General features: G+C 66.9%; 17 protein-coding genes and 3 tRNA genes. 12 read left to right on the top strand and 8 right to left on the bottom strand.

Features of this window, described 5'->3' with window-relative positions; translation table 11 throughout:
* Nucleotides 1-202 precede the first annotated feature (202 nt).
* The gene (locus HW274_RS04610) at nucleotides 203-2,869 is read left to right on the top strand and encodes an RNA helicase (protein WP_185989564.1); all 2,667 of its coding nucleotides are present in this window, start codon (nucleotides 203-205) and stop codon (nucleotides 2,867-2,869) included.
* Here HW274_RS04610 and HW274_RS04605 read toward each other — a convergent pair.
* The 3 genes from HW274_RS04605 to mmuM form a co-directional block, all read right to left on the bottom strand.
* Nucleotides 2,866-3,501, bottom strand: a complete 636-nt coding sequence (locus HW274_RS04605; protein ID WP_185989316.1) for a GyrI-like domain-containing protein — start codon at nucleotides 3,499-3,501, stop codon at nucleotides 2,866-2,868. The genes HW274_RS04610 and HW274_RS04605 overlap by 4 nt on opposite strands.
* Nucleotides 3,491-4,009 (bottom strand): PadR family transcriptional regulator, encoded by a 519-nt coding sequence (locus tag HW274_RS04600; RefSeq protein WP_185989315.1) that lies wholly within the window; start codon nucleotides 4,007-4,009, stop codon nucleotides 3,491-3,493. Before HW274_RS04600 ends, HW274_RS04605 begins: the two co-directional genes overlap by 11 nt.
* A gap of 83 nt (nucleotides 4,010-4,092) precedes the next feature.
* Nucleotides 4,093-5,070 (bottom strand): homocysteine S-methyltransferase, encoded by a 978-nt coding sequence (gene mmuM, locus HW274_RS04595; RefSeq protein WP_185989314.1) that lies wholly within the window; start codon nucleotides 5,068-5,070, stop codon nucleotides 4,093-4,095.
* 190 nt (nucleotides 5,071-5,260) lie between these two features.
* Here mmuM and HW274_RS04590 point away from each other — a divergent pair, with 190 nt between their 5' ends.
* Nucleotides 5,261-6,601: an amino acid permease gene (locus HW274_RS04590; RefSeq protein WP_185989563.1), complete on the top strand. Its 1,341-nt coding sequence runs from the start codon at nucleotides 5,261-5,263 to the stop codon at nucleotides 6,599-6,601.
* A 31-nt stretch (nucleotides 6,602-6,632) separates the two neighbouring features.
* Here the strand turns inward: HW274_RS04590 and HW274_RS04585 are convergent, their stop codons facing one another.
* Complete coding sequence (locus HW274_RS04585; protein ID WP_004565258.1) at nucleotides 6,633-7,007, bottom strand: YccF domain-containing protein; 375 nt, start codon at nucleotides 7,005-7,007, stop codon at nucleotides 6,633-6,635.
* Nucleotides 7,008-7,057: 50 nt separating this feature from the next.
* Complete coding sequence (locus tag HW274_RS04580) at nucleotides 7,058-7,978, bottom strand: RimK family alpha-L-glutamate ligase (RefSeq protein WP_075405550.1); 921 nt, start codon at nucleotides 7,976-7,978, stop codon at nucleotides 7,058-7,060.
* 181 nt (nucleotides 7,979-8,159) lie between these two features.
* Here HW274_RS04580 and HW274_RS04575 point away from each other — a divergent pair, with 181 nt between their 5' ends.
* From HW274_RS04575 to HW274_RS04540, 8 genes are all read left to right on the top strand, one after another.
* Nucleotides 8,160-8,672 (top strand): hypothetical protein, encoded by a 513-nt coding sequence (locus HW274_RS04575; RefSeq protein ID WP_185989313.1) that lies wholly within the window; start codon nucleotides 8,160-8,162, stop codon nucleotides 8,670-8,672.
* A 182-nt stretch (nucleotides 8,673-8,854) separates the two neighbouring features.
* Nucleotides 8,855-8,927 (top strand) — tRNA-Lys (locus HW274_RS04570).
* A gap of 48 nt (nucleotides 8,928-8,975) precedes the next feature.
* A tRNA-Lys gene (locus HW274_RS04565) sits at nucleotides 8,976-9,051 on the top strand.
* A gap of 290 nt (nucleotides 9,052-9,341) precedes the next feature.
* Nucleotides 9,342-9,566, top strand: coding sequence for a hypothetical protein (locus tag HW274_RS04560; protein WP_185989312.1), 225 nt, complete (start codon nucleotides 9,342-9,344; stop codon nucleotides 9,564-9,566).
* Nucleotides 9,567-9,721: 155 nt separating this feature from the next.
* Nucleotides 9,722-10,198, top strand: a complete 477-nt coding sequence (gene bcp / locus HW274_RS04555; RefSeq protein ID WP_185989311.1) for a thioredoxin-dependent thiol peroxidase — start codon at nucleotides 9,722-9,724, stop codon at nucleotides 10,196-10,198.
* Between the two features lie 68 nt (nucleotides 10,199-10,266).
* Nucleotides 10,267-10,351: transfer RNA gene (locus HW274_RS04550), tRNA-Leu, on the top strand.
* A gap of 873 nt (nucleotides 10,352-11,224) precedes the next feature.
* Nucleotides 11,225-12,184: a hypothetical protein gene (locus HW274_RS04545; protein ID WP_185989310.1), complete on the top strand. Its 960-nt coding sequence runs from the start codon at nucleotides 11,225-11,227 to the stop codon at nucleotides 12,182-12,184.
* 820 nt (nucleotides 12,185-13,004) lie between these two features.
* Nucleotides 13,005-14,357: an SMI1/KNR4 family protein gene (locus HW274_RS04540; protein WP_185989309.1), complete on the top strand. Its 1,353-nt coding sequence runs from the start codon at nucleotides 13,005-13,007 to the stop codon at nucleotides 14,355-14,357.
* Between the two features lie 78 nt (nucleotides 14,358-14,435).
* Here the strand turns inward: HW274_RS04540 and HW274_RS04535 are convergent, their stop codons facing one another.
* Both HW274_RS04535 and HW274_RS04530 read right to left on the bottom strand, forming a co-directional pair.
* Nucleotides 14,436-15,014 (bottom strand): STM3941 family protein, encoded by a 579-nt coding sequence (locus tag HW274_RS04535; protein ID WP_256692505.1) that lies wholly within the window; start codon nucleotides 15,012-15,014, stop codon nucleotides 14,436-14,438.
* Between the two features lie 234 nt (nucleotides 15,015-15,248).
* Nucleotides 15,249-15,542, bottom strand: coding sequence for an antibiotic biosynthesis monooxygenase (locus tag HW274_RS04530; protein WP_004565265.1), 294 nt, complete (start codon nucleotides 15,540-15,542; stop codon nucleotides 15,249-15,251).
* Between the two features lie 154 nt (nucleotides 15,543-15,696).
* Here HW274_RS04530 and rph point away from each other — a divergent pair, with 154 nt between their 5' ends.
* Complete coding sequence (gene rph, locus HW274_RS04525; protein ID WP_075254533.1) at nucleotides 15,697-16,503, top strand: ribonuclease PH; 807 nt, start codon at nucleotides 15,697-15,699, stop codon at nucleotides 16,501-16,503.
* Between the two features lie 3 nt (nucleotides 16,504-16,506).
* On the top strand, nucleotides 16,507-17,211 hold the full coding sequence (gene rdgB, locus HW274_RS04520; RefSeq protein WP_075254534.1) for an RdgB/HAM1 family non-canonical purine NTP pyrophosphatase: 705 nt from the start codon (nucleotides 16,507-16,509) through the stop codon (nucleotides 17,209-17,211).
* 30 nt (nucleotides 17,212-17,241) lie between these two features.
* Here the strand turns inward: rdgB and HW274_RS04515 are convergent, their stop codons facing one another.
* Nucleotides 17,242-18,684, bottom strand: a complete 1,443-nt coding sequence (locus tag HW274_RS04515; RefSeq protein ID WP_185989308.1) for a L,D-transpeptidase — start codon at nucleotides 18,682-18,684, stop codon at nucleotides 17,242-17,244.
* Between the last annotated feature and the right edge of the window lie 93 nt (nucleotides 18,685-18,777).

The following is an 18,777-nucleotide window of genomic DNA, read 5'->3' as shown; positions in this document are numbered from 1 at the left end:
CAGCCTTTCACGGTGTCGCGACAGGTGGGGACGGCCCGCATGCTCTCATGAATCGCCGCCCGGAACATAGTGCGGTCGTTCCTCAGGATGCGGGCGCGGCTCCCCAGCATCGGATTCCCGCCCTCCTCCCCGGATCGTTCGTAATCCAGCCCCATGAGACGATAACGCCGTGACCTCCCAGACTGCTCCGGCCCTCAACGCGATGCTCGACGCCCTCATTCCGGCTGACGATCCCGAGCGCGTCCCCGAGCCTGAGGAGATCTACCTGGCCTTCTCGAGCTGGGCGGAGACGACCGGCCGGCCTCTCTACCCGCACCAGGATGAGGCGCTGTCGGAGATCCTTGAGGGCCGCCACGTCATCGCCGCCACCCCGACGGGTTCGGGCAAGTCGATGATCGCGCTGGCAGCCCACACCGCCTCCCTGGCCCGCGGGGGCCGCTCCTACTACACGGCCCCCCTCAAGGCCCTGGTCAGTGAGAAGTTCTTCGAGCTGGTGCGCCTGTTCGGGGCGGACAACGTCGGCATGGTCACCGGGGACACCTCCATCAACGCCGCCGCCCCGATCATCTGCTGCACCGCGGAGATCCTGGCCAACCAGTCCCTGCGCGAGGGCGAGGACATGGACGTGGACTGCGTCATCATGGACGAGTTCCACTACTACGCCGACCCGCAGCGCGGCTGGGCCTGGCAGGTGCCCCTCCTGGAGCTGCCCCAGGCGCAGATGGTGCTGCTGTCGGCCACGCTGGGCGACGTCTCCTTCTTCGTGCGGGACCTGCGCGAGCGCACGGGCCGCGAGGTCGCCGTCGTCGACGACGCCGTGCGGCCGGTTCCGTTGGAGATGGAGTACGTCGTCGAGCCGATCGGTGAGCTGCTTCAGCGCCTCGTGGGGCAGGACAAGGCGCCGGTCTATGTCGTCCACTTCTCCCAGAAGGAGGCGGTGGAGCGGGCGACCTCCCTGCTGAGCGTGGATCTGGCGTCCAAGTCGCGTAAGGCCGAGATCGTGAAGGCGCTCGGCGATTTCCGCTTCGGGGGCGGTTTCGGGGCGACGCTCTCGCGGCTGCTGCGCGCCGGGATCGGCGTGCACCATGCGGGCATGCTGCCGCGCTACCGGCGGCTGGTGGAGCGCCTGGCCCGCGAGGGCCTGCTGTCCGTCATCTGCGGAACGGACACGCTCGGGGTGGGGATCAACGTGCCGATCCGCTCGGTGGTCATGACCTCCCTGGTGAAGTTCGACGGCTCCAAGGAGCGTCACCTCACCGCTCGCGAGTTCCACCAGATCGCCGGACGGGCGGGGCGCGCAGGCTTCGATACCCGCGGCTACGTCTCCGTCCAGGCCCCCGAGCACGTCATCGAGAATGCCAAGGCGCTGGCCAAGGCCGGCGACGACGAGCGCAAGCGCCGCAAGATCGTGCGCAAGAAGGCCCCTGAGGGGCGCGTCAACTGGACGGACAAGACCTTCGAGCGGCTGCGCGACGCGGCCCCGGAGACACTGACCAGCCAGTTCCAGGTCACCACCACCATGGTGCTCAACCTCATGGAGCGTGCCGGCGACCCGGTGGCGGCGATGGCGGAACTGCTGGAGCGCGCCCACGAGCCCGAGGCCCAGCGGCGCCGGCACGTTCGCCGCGCCCTGGAGATCTACCTGTCCCTGCGCACGGCGGGGGTCCTCACGCATGTCTCCAGCGCCCAGGCAGCCGCCGATGGGCGCCCACGGCTCCGCCTGGCGGTGGACCTGCCTGCCGATTTCGCCCTCAACCAGCCCCTGGCGCCCTTCGCCCTGGCGGCCATGGACCTGCTCAACGTGGAGGCCCCGGAGCACACGGTCGATGTCGTCAGCGTCGTCGAGGCCACCCTGGACGATCCGCGTCCGCTGCTCTATGCCCAGCAGCGCGCCGCCCGCGGTGAGGCGATCGCCGCGATGAAGGCCGAGGGCATGGACTACGAGGAGCGCATGGCCGCCCTAGAGGAGGTCACCTGGCCCCAGCCGCAGGCCGAAATGCTCTCCCCCGCCCTGGAGATGTACAAGCAGGCCAACCCGTGGATCGCCGAGCACGAGCTGGCGCCCAAGTCGGTGGTGCGCGAGATGGTGGAGAACGCGATGACCTTCTCCGACCTCATCTCCCGCTACGAGCTGGGCCGCAGCGAGGGCGTGGTGCTGCGCTACCTGACCGACGCCTACCGGGCGCTGCGCCAGGTCGTGCCCGAGGAGCACCGCACTCCTGAGGTGGTCGAGCTCATCGACTGGCTGGGGGCGCTCGTGCGCGCCGTCGACTCCTCCCTGCTCGATGAGTGGGAGGCGCTCGGTCAGGCGCAGGCGGGCAAGGCCGGCGAGGCCGCCGGCCTGCTGGAGGGCGACCGTCCCGGCGCGGACGACTCATCCGGGGTGGAGCGGGCCTTCGGCGCGGACGAGGATGGGACGGTGGCCTTCACTCGCAACCGTCACGCCTTCCGGGTGGCGGTGCGCCGGGAGATGTTCCGGCGCGTGGAGCTCATGGCACGCGACGACGTCGAGGCCCTGGGGCGCCTGGACGCCTCCTCCGGCTGGGGTGAGGACCGCTGGGATGAGGTGCTGGGCCGCTACTGGGACGAGTACGACTGGATCGGCACCGACACCTCGGCTCGGGCGATCTCGCTGGCGCCGCTCGACGAGGCCCCCGATGAGACGGCCCTGGCGGCCGCCGGGGTCAGTGAGCGCCTGCGCGAGGCCCTGGAGGCGTCTGGCAGGCAGGTGTGGCTGGCCACGCAGGTCCTGGAGGACCCCGACGGCGATCACGACTGGCGGCTGACGGCCCTGGTGGATCTGGCTGAGTGCGACCGGGAGGGACGCGCTGTCGTCCACCTGCTGTCCGTGGGCCCGCAGCAGGGTTAGCCCGCTTCGCTGGCGTCCGCGACGGGTCTGACCGGCTGGCGCAGGACGGTTTTCATCCTCTCGGGTGCCACGCTCCTGGGGTCGCTGAGGTAGATCTCGTGGTGGGGTCCGTTCCAGGTGAGGCCGAGGCCCGGCATGATCTCGTCGTGCAGGCGCGCCAGGGTGGGGGCCTCGTCGTCGTAGGTACCCACGTGGAGGATCTGCAGCGACCTGCCCTCGCTCAGGGAGAGCTCCTTGAGAGCGGAGACGGGCAGCTCCGGCTTCTTACGCGCCGCCTGCGCCAGCCCCTCGGCGATGTCCTGCGAGGAGACCGCCTCGGGCAGGGGGATCATCATGGTCCAGTCCCACTCCCCCTTGTCACCGGCGACGAAGGCCGCGTTGTCGGCGCTCGTCCACAGACCCTCCAGGGGGCCGACGACGAAGTCGTCGCCGGTTCGTTTCTTTAGCACGGCGCGGATCGCGTACGCGCCCGCGTAGAGCGCATGGATCGCGGTGGCGTAGGCCGGTGAGGTGTTGGGGTCGCCGTGGCCGTCAATGGCCAGGTAGGTCATGGCCGGTACGTCCACCTCGGTGAAGTCGGCTCGCCCCGGCAGGTACAGGTCCTTGCGGTCCTTCTTGATGTCAGTCCTCATCACTGCCTGCTTTCTTCAGAAGGGATCGGGTCCAGGCGAGATCCGCTTCCTGGCGCAGGATCTCGTAGTCGAAGATGGCCAGGGCGTGCTCCTCATCGACCTGGGCACGCAGGGCGCGCAGCTCATCGAGCCTGCCGAGGAGGGCCTCGGCACGACGCACGAGGAGGGTCACGAGCTCAGGATCATCGAGCCGGCTATAGGCGTTGAGCGCCGGAAGCACTCCGGCGGAAGGCGGAGCCGGGGCGAGGACACGTTCACCGGCGGCCTGTCTCAGCTCACGGCGCCCAGCCTCGGTGACGCGAAAGACGGTGCGCCGTCCCTGAGATCCCTCGTCGGGCTCGAGGAGCCCTCGCTCCCACAGGCGCTTGAGGAGGTAGTAGACGGAGGAGAAGGCCAAGGAGGTCCACTGGCGGTAGCCACGCTGCTCGATGACCCGATCAAGGTCGTAACCATGGCGCGGCTGTTCGGCAAGGAGTGAGAGGACAACGATGTCGGCGTCGGAGGACATACCATTACTCTAGCACTAGAGTAATGATGGGCAAAGCAGCCATGAGCTGCTTCACCGGGCCTGCGACGTCGGAGGCTGCGTGGCTACAGGCAGACCGCGCAAGCGAGCTGGCGGATCTGGGCCGGCCGGGTACGGCAGCAGCCGCCGACGAGCCGGACCCCGGCGTCGATCCACGACGGCGCCAGCTCCGGGATTCCAGCCCCATCACCTGTGGACTGCCAGGTCTTGGTCGCCGGGTCGTAGAGATCGCCCGCATTGGGGTAGGCCACCAGCGGCTTGTTGGTCGCCGCACGCAGTACCGGGAGCGCGCGGGCAACGACGCCCGGGGCCACACAGTTGACGCCGACCGCGACGACCGTCTCCTCCTGCGCTACCCAGGCTGCCGCCTCAGCCAGGGGCGTGCCGTCAGCAAGAGTGACTCCGTCGGGGCGCACCTGGAAGGAGGCCCAGCACTGGGCCTGAGGGGCGAGGTCCTTGACCATGGAGGCGAGCACCTGCGCCTCATCCAGTCGCGGAAGCGTCTCCAGGGCGAACAGGTCGATCCCTTCCCCCACCAGCACCTCGATGCGAGGCAGGTGAACCTCCTGGAAACCGGGGGCCTCGGAGATGTCGATGCCGTAGGCGCCGGTGTACTCGCTGCCATCAGCCAGATAGGCTCCATAAGGTCCGAGCCCTCCGGCGACGAGCACCGGCTCCTCGGGGTGCTCCTTGCCGAACTGTTGGGCCGCCTCCTTGGCCAGGCGGGCACCGGCTGCGATGACCCGCCTCGCGCCGACAGCATCCTCCCCGGAGCGGATCAGCGCCGGGAGCGTGGCCTGGTAGGTGTTGGTGGTGATGACACGAGCCCCCGCATCCAGGTAGTCGGAGTGCACCTCGCGCACGACGTCAGGCGCCATGGCGAGCGCACGCGCCGACCACAGCGCGTTGCGGGTGTCGACCCCGCGGGCGTCAAGCTCGGTCCCCATCGCCCCGTCGAGGACGACCGGACCTCGGGCCAGTAGATCAGACAACCGGACCGACTCTCGCCCGAAGAACGTGGCGGATACCGAGAGCGTTCGCATTGCAACACGGTATCGAATGGCTCGAGACGGCACCGGTAGCGTCTCAGGCATGGACCCGGTTGCACATCACCGCGAGCCCGCCGCCGCATCGGATACCTCACCCACCGCTCCCCCTCAGCCCCGGAACGATGGTCCCGAGGATCCGGGACGCCCCGACAACCAGGGGCGTGTCACCGCGCTGGAACGCCGCATGAACCGACGTCACCTCATGATGATTAGCTTCGGCGGGGTCATCGGCACGGGGCTGTTCCTCTCGACCGGCAACACGATCCACCAGGCCGGCCCCTTGGGAACCGTGCTGGCCTACTCCATCGGCGCAGTCATCGTCTACCTGGTCATGCTGTGCCTGGGAGAGCTGAGCGTTGCGATGCCCTTCACCGGCGCCTTCCATGTCTACGCCCGCCAGTACCTGGGGCCCGCCACGGGTTTCGTTACTGCCATCCTGTACTGGCTCACGTGGACGGTCGCTCTGGGAAGTGAGTTCACCGGCGCGGCGATCATCATGTACGGGTGGTTCCCGGGCGTTCCGGTATGGGTGTGGGCGGCCGCCTTCATCATCCTGGTTCTCGTGCTCAACATGGTTTCGGTCCGGGTCTTCGCCGAGGCGGAGACCGTGCTGTCAGGGATCAAGGTGGTGGCCATCATCGTGTTCATCGCTCTGGGCACGGCCGCAATCGTCGGGCTGTTGCCCTACGAGGGGCACCGCTCGTTCCTGGGGCTGACGAACCTGTACCGGGACGGCCTCTTCCCCAACGGCTTCGGCGCAGTGTTCACCACGATCCTGGCCGTCAACTTCGCTTTCTCCGGCACTGAGCTCATCGGCATCACCGCTGGGGAGGTCGAGGACCCGGGCACCACTGTTCCGCGCGCGATCCGGGCGACCCTGGCCCGCCTGGTCATCTTCTTCATCGGCTCGATCGTCGTCATCGCAGCGCTGATCCCGTGGGAGAAGGCCGGAGTCGAGGAGAGCCCCTTCGTGACGGTCCTGTCCAGAATCGGTGTGCCCTACGCCGGGACCCTCATGAACATCGTCATTCTGGCCGCGATCCTGTCGGCGGCGAACTCGGGGCTCTACGCCTCGACCCGCATGCTGTGGTCGCTGGCCAACGAGGGCACGCTGCCCAAGGTCCTGGCGCGCACTAATCGCTTCGGGGTGCCTGCCCTGGCGATGGGCCTGTCCATGGTCGGCGGGCTGGCCTCGCTGCTGACCTCGACCTATGCGGCCTCCACGGTCTACCTGGTCCTTGTGTCAGTCTCCGGTCTCGCCGTCGTCCTGGTGTGGGTGGTGATCGCCGCGTGCCACCTGTCCTTCCGACGGCGCTGGCTCGCTGAGGGCCGCAGCCTTGGGGACCTGGCCTACCGGGCTCCCGGGTATCCGTGGGTCTCGATCGCGGCGCTGGGGCTGTCTATGGCCTCGTGCCTGCTCATCGTCTTCGATCCCGAGCAGCGCGCCGGCCTGGCGATCACCGCCGTCTTCCTCGTGGTCTGCTACGTGGGCTACTGGGGAGTCAACCGCCGCGTCAGCCTGTGAGTCCCGCTGGCGGTCCGGCGCCCGAGGGGCCTTAGCGGGTCTCGATGATCTGCTTGCCGAAGGGGAAGCAGGTGACGGGGATGAGCTTGATGTTGGCCACGGCCAGCGGGATCCCGATGATGGTGATGGCCTGCGCTACGGCGGTGGTGAGGTGGCCGATGGCCAGCCAGAGCCCGGCGACGAGGAACCAGATGATGTTGCTGATCCCGCTCATGGCACCGGCCCCGGGGGCCGGAACCACCTCACGTCCGAAGGGCCACAGGACGTAGGCGGCGATACGGAAGGAGGCAACGCCCGCGGGAATCGTGACGATGAGCAGGCAGGCGATCAGTCCGAAGAAGAGGTAGCTGAGAAAGAGCCAGAACCCGCCGAAGACGACCCAGATGATGTTGAGCAGCGTGCGCATGGCACCTATCTACCACACCCGGGCACCTCGAGAGCCCCGTTCCCGCACGGTCACCAGAAGATGCGCTGAGCGATGGCGTCGGCGAAGTTGTCCAGCGCCTCCGGTGCCGCCCCGAGGTAGAGGCCCGCATCGATCAGCGAGACCTCCATGAGGTAGAAACCTCCCTGACCGTCCCCGACGACGTCGACACGGTTGAACAGGAGCTGCATGTCCCGGCCGGAGACCTCCTTAATCAGCGTGTGGATGGCCTTGCGCACCCGCTCACCCCAGAGCCACTCCTGCTCGCTGGGTTCGCGCGCCGTGACGATCTCCTCGTGGATCTCGTCGGTGGACTTGAAGGAGGGGTGGAGCATCGGGGCCTTCTCCACCGCGTGGGACAGCACGCCGTTGAAGTAGACCAGGGAGACCTCACCCTTGCGGTCGACCTCCTCGAGGTAGCGCTGGACCATGACGGTGCGCCCGCGGCGCAGGTGGTGCATGGCGTCATTGATCGCCGCGGACCGGGAGGCTGCGTCGGTGGCGGTGTATCGCCCGGTGCCGCGCCCGCCCGAGGAGACGGCCGGCTTGACGACGAAGTCGCCATGGGCCGGGAAGCGGGTGTGAACCTGGTGCTTGGAGTATCCGGCCTCGGGCTCCAGCCACATCGTCGGGATCATGGGGACTCCCCACTCGCTGAGCCGGGTGAGGTAGTGCTTGTCCGAGTTCCAGGTGACGACGTCGGGGTGGTTGGCGAGCCTGGGCACCGACCTGGCCCACTGAAGGAACCGGGAGTAGTTGCCCTTGGTGGCGTAGTCGCGCACGCTGCGCAGCACGACCGTGCCGGACTGGCTCCAGTCGACGTCGGGGTCGTCCCATACGGCAACCCGCGGCTCAATGCCGCGCGCACGTAGGGCATCGGGCAGGCCACGGTCATCGTCATCAAGGTCAGGGAAGTCGGCGCAGGTCGCCAGCGTCACGATCGGGTCGCTCATGCGGCCCACGCTACCGCGCGCAGCACCGCGGCGAGAGCCACCGACATGTGACGCTGAACCGCGCCCACACCAGCGAACATGACTACCTACCGGTTGGGGCGACCAGCGGGTCTCCGTTCCGCAACCTTTCGACACCCACACGCTGCCCAGCCCGCGCGTGCGAGGGTGCCACAATGCCGAGGTGACTTCTCAAACCCGCAGGCCGCGCATCACCGCCGCGCAGAGCTACTGGGCATCCATGGCCGCCATCGTCGTCGTGACCATTCTCGCCGCCGGCCTGCTCGGAGGAACCGTCTCGATACTCACCGGCGCCCGCGCGGGCCGCAGCAGCATGTGGGGCGGCATGGTGGTCGCGCTGGTCATGCTGGCGGGCTGGACCCTCGGCACCCGGGTGCGCGACCGCAAGAAGCTCGACCTTCCCCTGTGGCACCGCCTCACCGAGGAGCAGGCGGCCACGCTGAAGCAGTACCACCAGTGGTCTCGCACCGGCCGCATCGAGCAGGACGACGACGCCAAGCACACCTCCGCCGGACGGAGCGGCCATCACCGCAGCGGGCGGACCGGCGCTGGCACGTCGAAGGCAGCGCCGTCGAGGGGGTCCTCCTCGACCGGAGCGATGTCGAAGCGTGACCGCGCCCGTGCCGCCGACGTGCGCCGTCGCAGGCAAGGCCGCGAGGGCCGTTCGTCGCACTGAATGGGGACACCGGGCAGCACGCAGTGGCAACTTCGTCTACCCACCCACCCTCACCGCACCCTTGAGACTTGCCGCACAATCGCCTGGTTTCACGAATCCTGACTGGACGAAGCCCTCCTCCATCCGTAAAGTATTCCTCCGTCGCCCAGCGAGGCACGTCAAATGACATCGCTGTGGTGAAGGCACCGCTAGCTCAATTGGCAGAGCAGCTGACTCTTAATCAGCGGGTTCAGGGTTCAAGTCCCTGGCGGTGTACGAATCTTCCAGCCCTCGAGGCCGGAAGAGCCGGTCACAACTGACCGAGCACCGCTAGCTCAATTGGCAGAGCAGCTGACTCTTAATCAGCGGGTTCAGGGTTCAAGTCCCTGGCGGTGTACCACGAAGGGCACGCGCTTCGCCCGGGATAATCCCGAAGGCACATCAGCAGGCGCGTCACGGAGGTTGAAGACAACCTCCTCCGCACTGAGAAGCTCTCAGGACGCCACCGTCTCATCGGTTCCCACGCCCTCGTGACCACTGTCTGCAGCGGCGCAACCAGCCGCCGTGCCAGGAGTCTTGCTCCGCAAGCGCGCCGGTTTAGCAGTTAGCAGGTAGGCATCTACCCCAGCATGCGCTGCTACCCCAGGCCCTTTCGGACCGACGATGTTGAAGGAAGATGAGGAGATACGTATGACACGCAACATTCACACCATGACCACCATGACGACTCCGGCCACCGGGCCGGCAGCCACCGACACTCTGGCCGACGAGGCCGCCATCAGGGAGCTCTTCGCCGCCCGCGCCGAGCTCGCCTCTCTGGGGGCAACCGCCTCCCCCTCCCGCCTCGAGCGGGCGCTGGAGCGCCTGGAGGCGGCGCAGCAGGCCTCACGGCGAGTGCTCGCCCAGGCCGCCTGACTCCAAGGTCCCACACGGAGCCGGGTCAGAGGTCCCGTGCGGCTGACGTCCTGAACGTCTGCCAGATCACGAAAGTAAGTCCTCGAATTCACTGCCGCAGGCACCGGAGGCGATGCGAGGATAAACGCATCCGCCCAGGAGCCCGAGGAGGACCCATGACCCAGCTCGCCGCCGGTGACCGAGCCCCGGAGTTCGCCCTGCCCGATCAGAATGGCCGTACCGTGACCCTTGGCGACCTTTGCGCCAGCACGGACAAGGGCGTCATCGTCTACTTCTACCCCAAGGCCTGCACTCCGGGATGCACCAAGGAGGCGTGCGACTTCAGGGACTCCTTGGAAGCACTCGAGGCGGCCGGCTATGCCGTCGTCGGCATCTCCCCCGACCCGCAGAGCGCGCAGGCCAAGTTCTCCGACCGTCACGACCTGCCCTTCCCCCTGTTGTCGGACGCCGACCACGCCGTCATGAAGGCCTGGGGAGTGTGGGGCGAGAAGAAGAACTACGGCAAGGTCTATACCGGCGTCATCCGCTCGACCGTGGTGGTGGCCCCGGACGGAACCGTGGCGCTGGCCCAGTACAACGTGCGAGCCACCGGTCACGTCAAGCGGCTGCGCGCCGCACTGGGCGTGGACTGATACGAGCACGGCAGCGGTCGCCGCATTCTGCTATCCGGGACTCAGGTCGGTAGAGTGGGCACCGCACAGCGCGAGTGGCGGAATTGGTAGACGCCCCAGGTTTAGGTCCTGGTGCCTTCGGGCGTGAGGGTTCGAGTCCCTTCTCGCGTACCAACAAGCTCTTACCCGAACCCACCCCAGTCGAAACAGGCTGGGATGCGGTTCCAGATGATGAACAACGCTCACCCACCAGGGTGGGCGTTGTTCGTGTTGCGGGGCTCATCGGCGTGTCGTCGGCGGCGGGCGGTGTGGTTGGCTTGTCAGGCTGAGCTGCATGCTGCAGGTGGTGCGCATGGGCGGCGGCGTGCAGGCTGGGGCTGGTTAGCTGGTTGAAGGGAGGGGTGAGCAGGGCGCTGAGGCGAGTGCCGAAGCCGGTATCGGCGAGATGGATGGAGTGAGGCGTCAGGGTTGACGTGTCAGCATTGGCACCTTCTCCCCCACTGGCATCGCCAGTTCCTTCTTCTTCTCCAGCGCTATCCTGCTCATCGTGTGCGCCCACATCGCCCTAGCGACACGCTGGACATGCGGGCAGAGAGGTTGGTCGGCGGGATACGCGAGCAAGTCGTAGGAGGCGTACCGGCGCAGGCACCTCGATCGCTCCGTTGGACGCCTGCTCACCAGCGTCCGCCGCTCTTCCGTACTGCGGAAATGACGCCCTCGAGCGCCAACGCGAAGAGTCCTCCCCCACACTCAGACACAGGCGCGGGTGATTCACAAAGACGCTCTGGTCATCCCTGATAGCAGGATGCGGGCCCTCATAGCTAACTGCCCCGCTCTCACCCACATCAGATCACGATTCGGCCGCAAAACACCCCGTTGGGGCGGGAGACCGCTGCAGGCTGGTCGTGCGGCGATCTACTATCGATTGTGGCAACGCAGCCCCGTCCCTGTTGGAGTTTTCCTAGCACCCTGTCCCCTGTGGCGACACCGGCGTCGCTCGGCTCTGCACTGCCGTATATCCCTCTCAATCCTGCGGTGGAGCCTCCCATGAGCCTGACGCGCGAACTGAATAAGAAACAGTCTCCGTTTCGGCAGCTGGTGGAAGGGTGCGCCCCTGCTCTAGCCATAGCGGGTGGCAGGTCCCCGGAAGGCAAAAGGATCGCTGAACGGCTTGGTTTCTATGATCTCGTCAAGGCACGCTCCCTGGCACCACTGCCGGATGGAGTGACTGACGCACGGCGGCACTCACCAACTGTCGGCATGGCCTTCGACATCCGCACCAGGATGATGCTGGGCGAGTTCGAACCACGCCGGAGCGCCTCGGCGATGGGGATGGACGTGTTCAACCATCTCCTCGCTCCGCTGTTGCCGAACGGCCAGCATATATCGGACGTGCTTGGCGATGCCTTCCTCGAAGCCGAGCGACTCACCAGGGACGGCGACGACGTTGACCAGGACTATGCCAGCATCGTCTTTGCCTGGTGCGAGTCGATCTACCGCGCCGGCGGGCGGGCGATACGCAGCTCGCTGGGCGAACGCCTGTCAGCGGCACGGAACGTTGACGAGGTGTACGACTCAATCCCACCACTCATGCTCGAAGACATCGCCCGTCTGCGCATCGTCAACCAGCGCCAGATCAAGCACTGGCGCCTGCGCATGAAGCATGGGGCCTTCTTCATCTCGAACCCATCCTTCTCCGGCGATTTCTTAGTCGGCGGCGCCGACGGCGACTGGTTCATCGACGACACCCTCTTCGACTTCAAGGTCGTGGACAAGATCAGCGCACCATGGGTGCGGAAAGTCCTCATGCAGCTCCTGGGCTACCTCATCCTCGATCTCGACAACGACTACCAAGCCCAGCGCGTCGGCATCTGGTTACCACGACAGGCAACGGTTAGAACCTGGGAGATAGAAGAAATTCTTGGTGGTGACGCGAGCAAGATACTATCTAAAGCACGACGTAATGTTCAGGGCACAATTAAACGAAAGATTGGGGCCACAACATAGATTATGCCCGCAAAACATGTCATTGAACCTACAGTACATCAAAGATGTTTTTCACGTCATTTTAACTACTTTGGTAAGACGACACAATAAACCATAGATTTCGGCTACCCGAGATCTAGGCTAGAGGAAATGGAGGATAAACCTATTCGATTGACAAGACGGCATGCACGCGCCAAGGAATGCACCGATAATTCCCAGCCTCTCACCAAAAACCGACCACAATAGACAAATGTCGATATCTATTCGACCACACCCTCATTAGCAGATCATGTGAGCCCTCATCAGGCCGATGATGCTACATCTCACTTTTCCTTCTGCCTGCAACAGCATCACTTGCCATCAGGCACGCCCTGAAAACCGCCTCCATGTAGCTTGAGGTATCGCCGCTTGGAGCAGACGACCGCTGCATCCGAACCTGTCGTCGCTGCGGCACAGTTAGTATGGACGGTGGTCGCTACGACGTCGATCTGCGCAGAGATCTGGCTGACAGTTAGGCCCGCGCAGACCAGGTCGAGAATCTGTTGCTTGTTCGTCGCACCGGTCGGACGACAGACCGCGTTTCGAATGCCGCGGGCCGTCGAGGTCTCGCACACCCCCGCAGTAGACGCTACGCTAGGCGTGCTCGACTCCGGAGCCACCTCGCCCACGATGAGACGCTTGCGGAAGGCGAGCGGAAGCAGCCGCTCTTTGGTTTAATGCTGCCCAGGTGTACAGATTTCAGATTCCGAGGACGCCAGAGCCTGCGTGCTCTGACGAGCGGGATCGTTTTCTTCGCATGCTCCGACACCTGCCGCTTCCACTGACTTGTTCCGAGGCATCGATGAAAGAGAACTCCTTCGATTCGGGCACCCCCGCATTCGACGTCGTGCTGGCGCAGACGATCGCCAGACACTTCCGCGGCGCCACGACCGAGACCATCGACGATGCCCAGACGGTCCGGTTGGGCGAGGGCCTGCCCACCATCGAGTGCTTCATTGACGAGATTCAGGACCACGAGCCATACGGCGCGTTCCTCTTCCTTCAGATCAGTGGAGGCGCCTTCGGGGGCAGACCGGTCCTGGTCACGGCCAGCGGCTACGGCTCCAGCCAGCTGGCGTCGGTGGTCACTGCCGGCTGCAACTGGGCCTGTGCCTTCGGCCCTGTCCTGCTGACCGGAGTCGGCCGCCCGGACCTCATTGATTCTGACAATCCCGACGTCGAGCTATTCGAAGCTACGGTGGGAGGCAGACGCTACCGGGTGACCACCGGGCATCTCGACCGCAGCATGAACATGCCGATCGAGGAGGTGGAGGCCTACCGCCGGCGGCTGGGTGGCCCCCGCGCCCTGACCGACCGGGTACTCGCCAGTCCCTTGATTCCCGCCACTCGCTCCAATGAGCCGGTGGCACTGGGCTGCTATGCGGGCATTGGCCCCCACTCGATCACCGAGCTCAAGCTCGCCGGCGCCGACTGGCCCGCGGGACGCAGCGTCCTGGACGCGATCCCGCCCGAGCCCGGTGGCCATCGCATGCTCCGGGAGTGGTCGATACTCATGCCCTTGGAGCCCGCACCACCCCTGACCAGGGACGGGCTCCAGCACACCCTGAACCTCATCGCCGCGACCTCCTACGATCCCGGCAGCGAAGCCGGCTGGCTCGGCAGCCGCCACCACGGCATGAGGCTGGGGCCACCGAGCCTTCCTGCGGGACTCTCCCTGCCGGAGGACCTGTGCTGGTTCCTCAGCACCATCGCGGGCTCGGGCGCCGGCCCCGGCTACGGGCTGGACGTCTACCCGGCCGATGACGGAGGCATCCACCTGGCCGACGCCGGTTGCGGCGCCGAGTGGCGCATGAGTCCCTACGACGGCAGCGTCTGGCTGGACTCACGGGCCTGCGACGACGGCTTCACCCGCGTGGCCCCGAATTTCATCTCCTGGTACGAGGCCTGGCTCGACCACGCCATCCGCGGCGGCGGCTCCTTCGGGCGGTGGTCCTACCAGGTCGATGCCGCCTACAAGATGCTTGAGCAGAGCGCCACCGAGTTCGGCGTCGAGCGCCTGCCCGAGACCGTCACCCGGGTAAAGATCCAGACCCCGACCAAGGCCTTCGGCCCCTGCCACTCCTGCCAGCTCGTCTACTCCCGGTGCGGGGTGCCGGCGTCGGTCTTCGTCACGGCCCCCTCCCCGGTTCCCTGAGCCGCCCTTCACCCGCCGGGCCGCAGGCGCAGTGCGTAGTGGACGAAGACGGGAGCGGTCTCCCAGCAGCCGAGGGAACTAGACGCGACCCGGTGCGCGATAGAACTGGTGCGTCTGTTGAAGCAGGGCCAGCAGGTCCTCCTTACTTCCCTCCAAGGTGCTAGGAAGGTAGACGCGCTCCTCCTTGCCCATCCCACGGTCGGCAGCCTCATTGATCTGCTGGCTCAGCTGGGCTGTGGTCGCGTCCTGGCGGCGCATCTGCTGTCCCAACGGCGTCAGGATGTAGCCGATCACCAGCTGTGCTTGTGTGCCACTGTCGGGAGTGACTTCCTGCCCGAAGAACTCAGCGATATCTGTCCAACGTGCGGACTCATTGACGATGTTGCGCCGTTCCAGGCGCAGCCCTTCAGGCGTCACCACCAGTCGACTGCGAAGGATAATCTTCCTCATCATGCCGGGGATACCGATGATGCCGAAGAAACCGATACAGGCGATACCAGCCAGCATGTAGAGGAGCGGGGAGCTCGACTGATTCGCGATCAGAATGATCCCAACCCCCAGCGCGGTGAAGCCGATGCAGCCCAGAAGGCTTCCCCAGAGACGCGTCGGGGACTCCGGAATAACGAGCATCCCGGTGCTGCGCAGCTGCTCGCTCATCTGGCGAACTCGTCCGGTATCGACTCCCACGTGACTCGTCTCCTTACTCCTCATCGGTACGACGGATACGCACCCCCACCCTAGTGACCTCAAGATGGTGAGGGGCCATATCCGACCAGGAATTCGCCCGAAGAGTTGATTCCCGCCTCCAGTCCCGGGAGGCGGAGGCGCCGGGCTATGACGCAGTGTCGCTTCCCTCCCCATCACCGCACTTACGCCCGGCGACGTCCTGAGTCACTCCTCGTGCTGGACGACCTCGAAGCCGAGGACCTCCACGCTCATGCCCCGGCGCTTGTCGTCCTCGTGCCCGCCGGCGGGCCGCGCCGCGCTCCAGCGCTCGTAGTCCTCGCGCCTGTCCCACCGGGTCACCACGAAGTAGCGGTCCTCTCCGACCAGCGGGCGCAGCAGCTCGAAGCCCTGAAAGCCCTGCGAGGTGTCAACGCCTCGCTTCCGGGCGGCGAAGCGCTTCTCGATCTCGGCCTGGGCGCCCTCGGGGAAGGTCAGTGCGGTGATGTTGACATAGGTCATAGGTGTTCTCCTCTGTTGTCTCCGTCGGCTCACGGCCGCAAGCAGATATCTCAACGAACGCTACCGCCTGACCACCGGTGCGGACTACAGACATGAAGCATCCCGCGGTGCTGAGCCGCCCCGATACCGGATGGCCGCCGGGTAGCCTGAGCCCATGACAACTGCCCCCTTCACCCGCAAGGACGGCCGCGCCGTCGACGAGCTGCGCCCCGTGACCATGACCCGCCACTGGCTCGACCACGCCGAGGGATCAGTCCTGGTGACCTTCGGGCGCACCCGGGTCCTGTGCGCCGCCTCCTTCACCGAGGGCGTCCCGCGCTGGCGCAAGGGCAGTGGCGAGGGCTGGGTGACCGCCGAGTACGCCATGCTCCCCCGGGCCGGCTCGGAGCGCTCCAGCCGGGAGTCCGTACGGGGCAAGGTCGGTGGCCGCACCCACGAGATCTCCCGCCTCATCGGCCGTAGCCTGCGCGGCATCATCGACGTCGCCGCACTGGGTGAGAACACGATCGCCCTGGACTGCGACGTGCTGCAGGCCGACGGCGGCACCCGCACCGCGGCGATCACCGGCGCCTACGTGGCCCTGGCCGACGCCGTCGCCTGGGGCACGCAGCGCGGCCTCATCAAGGCCCGCCCCGGCAAGCCGGTACTCTCCGACTCCCTGTCGGCCATCTCGGTGGGGATCATCGACGGCGTCCCCTGCCTCGACCTGCCCTATGAGGAGGACGTGCGCGCCCAGACCGACATGAACGTCGTCCAGACCGGGGACGGACGCTTCATCGAGGTTCAGGGCACCGCCGAGCACGCCCCCTTCGACCGCTCCGAGCTCGGAGAGCTGCTCGACCTGGCCGCCACCGGCAACAGCCGCCTGGCGGCGCTCCAGCGCCAGGCCCTGGCCGGCCCCAGCGGTGAGCCCTTCACCGTGTCCTCGGCGGACTCCTCGCCCCAGTCCACGCAGGCCTGAGCCGTGAGTGCCTCATCAGGCGCCGACGGCGCCCCGCTCACGAACCGGGTCCAGGTGCCCGCCGGAGCCCGCCTCGTCCTGGCCACCCACAACGCCGGCAAGCTGGCCGAGCTGCGGCAGATCCTGACGCCGCTCGTGCCCGGACTGGTGCCCGAATCCGTCATCTCGGCTGCCTCCCTCCAGGCGCCTGAGCCGGTGGAGGACGGTCTGTCCTTCGCCGACAACGCCCTGCTCAAGGCCCGTGCCCTGGCCCGGGCCACGGGCCTGCCCGCGGTCGCCGATGACTCGGGCCTGTGCGTCGACGTCCTGGGCGGGGCTCCGGGGATCTTCTCGGCGCGCTGGAGCGGCCGGCACGGGGACGACACCGCGAACCTTCAGCTGCTCCTGGACCAGCTGGGCGACGTCGCCGACCCGCACCGCGGCGCCCGCTTCACCTGCGCGGCGGTCCTGGTCCAGCCGGCCTCCGGCGGGCAGGCGGAGCAGGTCACGACCATCGAGCGCTCCATGGAGGGGCGCCTGGTCCACGCTCCTCAGGGTGAGGGGGGCTTCGGCTACGACCCGATCTTCGTGCCCGTCCAGGAGGATGAGCCGGGCGGTCGGGGCCGCACCACCGCCCAGATGACGCCTGAGGAGAAGCACGCCATCTCCCACCGGGGACAGGCCTTCCGCGCCCTGGCGCCGGTCTTGGCCGAGGTCCTGGCCGGCTGAGCCCGCGAGGGCGCCATCAGTGAAGTGCCGTCAGTAGTGTGTCACCACGGTGGTACCGATCTCGGACCACTGCCAGATCGCCTGAGCGTCCGGCACCGGGATGTTGATGCAGCCGTGCGAGGACTCATCCGTCCCGATACCGAACTCCTTGACCCAGGGGGCGCCGTGGAGGGCGTAGCTGTCGTGCCAGTAGCTCACCCACGGGACCCCTCGTTCGCAGTAGGGCCACTCGGGGGTGCAGCCCATGTCCTGCGCCTGGTAGCGCAGGTAGATCTTGTAGGTGCCGGTGACGGTCTCGTGCCCGACACCGCCGTGGTTGATGAGGATCGGCCCGTAGACGACCTTCTGCCCCTCGTAGGCGGTCAGTGTTGAGTCGGTGAGGTTGACATCGACCCACTTCTCCCCCGCCTTGGCCTGGTAGGCGAAGCGCTCCGGCCCGTTGGGCACCACTCGGTTCTCGGTGGAGTGGGGCACCTCGTCCCAGCTGATCTGCTGGCTGACGCTCCTGCCCTGGCCGAGTCCCTTGACCAGCGCCGCCGTCACCGGCTCGATGTTGCCGGCCTTCCTTCCGGCCTTGCCCGGGCGGGCGAGCTGGAGCACCGTGCCGGCTGAGTCGACGTCGTTGATGGCGTTGACCGGTGTGCGCTCCTCCGGCGTGCTCAGTGAGGTCACCCAGGTCCTGATCCTCTCCTGGGAGACCGTCGGCACGATGCGGCCCTCCTTGACGGGGAAGTCGATCCATGAGGCCTTCTGAGCCTTGGAGGCGGCGTGCGCTACGCCGTCAACCGTCAGCTGGAGCTCGGCGTCCAGCAGCGCGGTTGCCGATTGTGCGACCGAGCTCGCCTCCTGGGCGCTCACCGTGGGATCGGTCCGGCGGATCGACACCGGCGCGGTGTGGTTCTTCGCCAGCTCGCGTGCGGCGACGTCGAGCGCCGAGTCGAGATCAACGGGGTCGATGGCGTTGCCGGCTCGTCCCGCTGAGGCGGTGAAGCCGCCGCTGCCCTCGTTCCAGGTCACTGCCGGCTCGACGACGTGGTTGCGCAGCGTGCTGCTGAGCTGCGACACCAGTGCGGCGCGGGCCTCCTTGTCGACCACGTACCGCACCGCCACCTGCCGTGTCCCCATGACGCCGTGCAGGTGGGTCACCAGTGACCCCGCCCCGGACACGGCGGCCTCCACGGTGGCCCGGGCATCGACCTGGGCGATCTGGGCCAGCGGAACCGTGGTGGGGGTTCCGTCGACTGTCAGCGTCAGTGACGCCGACGCGGCCCGCTGAAGCACGAGCGCGGTCAGGGTCGACCGGTCGATACCGGTCACGTCCTGGCCCATGAGGATGGTTCCGCGCGGAGCCCGCCCCTCGCGCCTGTGGAGGTAGACGACCGATCCGCCCACCGTTCCTCCCAGGATGAGGCAGACGGCGATCAGGACGCCGACCCACCGATGCGGTCGACGTCGGTTGGCGCAGTGCTGCATGGCGCCAAAGTACGAATGACCAGGTTGTCACGCCATAAAGACAGCTAAAGACAGCGCCCTGTTACCGGAACGAGTCGGGCCGCCTCCGGCGGG

It is taken from the genome of Actinomyces sp. oral taxon 169 (genome assembly GCF_013394715.1).
GTDB lineage: Bacteria > Actinomycetota > Actinomycetes > Actinomycetales > Actinomycetaceae > Actinomyces.
The sequence above is the reverse complement of the archived record's forward strand: the minus strand, read 5'-3'. Positions and strand labels throughout refer to the sequence as shown.

Coding starts and splice junctions, on each gene's coding strand:
- HW274_RS04515 (WP_185989308.1), bottom strand. CDS start 18,684: ATGCAGCACTGCGCCAACCGACGTCGACCGCATCGGTGGGTCGGCGTC.
- HW274_RS04585 (WP_004565258.1), bottom strand. CDS start 7,007: ATGCGCACGCTGCTCAACATCATCTGGGTCGTCTTCGGCGGGTTCTGG.
- HW274_RS04545 (WP_185989310.1), top strand. CDS start 11,225: ATGAGCCTGACGCGCGAACTGAATAAGAAACAGTCTCCGTTTCGGCAG.
- HW274_RS04590 (WP_185989563.1), top strand. CDS start 5,261: ATGAACCGACGTCACCTCATGATGATTAGCTTCGGCGGGGTCATCGGC.
- bcp (WP_185989311.1), top strand. CDS start 9,722: ATGACCCAGCTCGCCGCCGGTGACCGAGCCCCGGAGTTCGCCCTGCCC.
- mmuM (WP_185989314.1), bottom strand. CDS start 5,070: ATGCGAACGCTCTCGGTATCCGCCACGTTCTTCGGGCGAGAGTCGGTC.
- HW274_RS04535 (WP_256692505.1), bottom strand. CDS start 15,014: ATGAGCGAGCAGCTGCGCAGCACCGGGATGCTCGTTATTCCGGAGTCC.
- HW274_RS04560 (WP_185989312.1), top strand. CDS start 9,342: ATGACACGCAACATTCACACCATGACCACCATGACGACTCCGGCCACC.
- HW274_RS04530 (WP_004565265.1), bottom strand. CDS start 15,542: ATGACCTATGTCAACATCACCGCACTGACCTTCCCCGAGGGCGCCCAG.
- HW274_RS04600 (WP_185989315.1), bottom strand. CDS start 4,009: ATGTCCTCCGACGCCGACATCGTTGTCCTCTCACTCCTTGCCGAACAG.
- rph (WP_075254533.1), top strand. CDS start 15,697: ATGACAACTGCCCCCTTCACCCGCAAGGACGGCCGCGCCGTCGACGAG.
- HW274_RS04605 (WP_185989316.1), bottom strand. CDS start 3,501: ATGAGGACTGACATCAAGAAGGACCGCAAGGACCTGTACCTGCCGGGG.
- HW274_RS04610 (WP_185989564.1), top strand. CDS start 203: ATGCTCGACGCCCTCATTCCGGCTGACGATCCCGAGCGCGTCCCCGAG.
- HW274_RS04580 (WP_075405550.1), bottom strand. CDS start 7,978: ATGAGCGACCCGATCGTGACGCTGGCGACCTGCGCCGACTTCCCTGAC.
- HW274_RS04540 (WP_185989309.1), top strand. CDS start 13,005: ATGAAAGAGAACTCCTTCGATTCGGGCACCCCCGCATTCGACGTCGTG.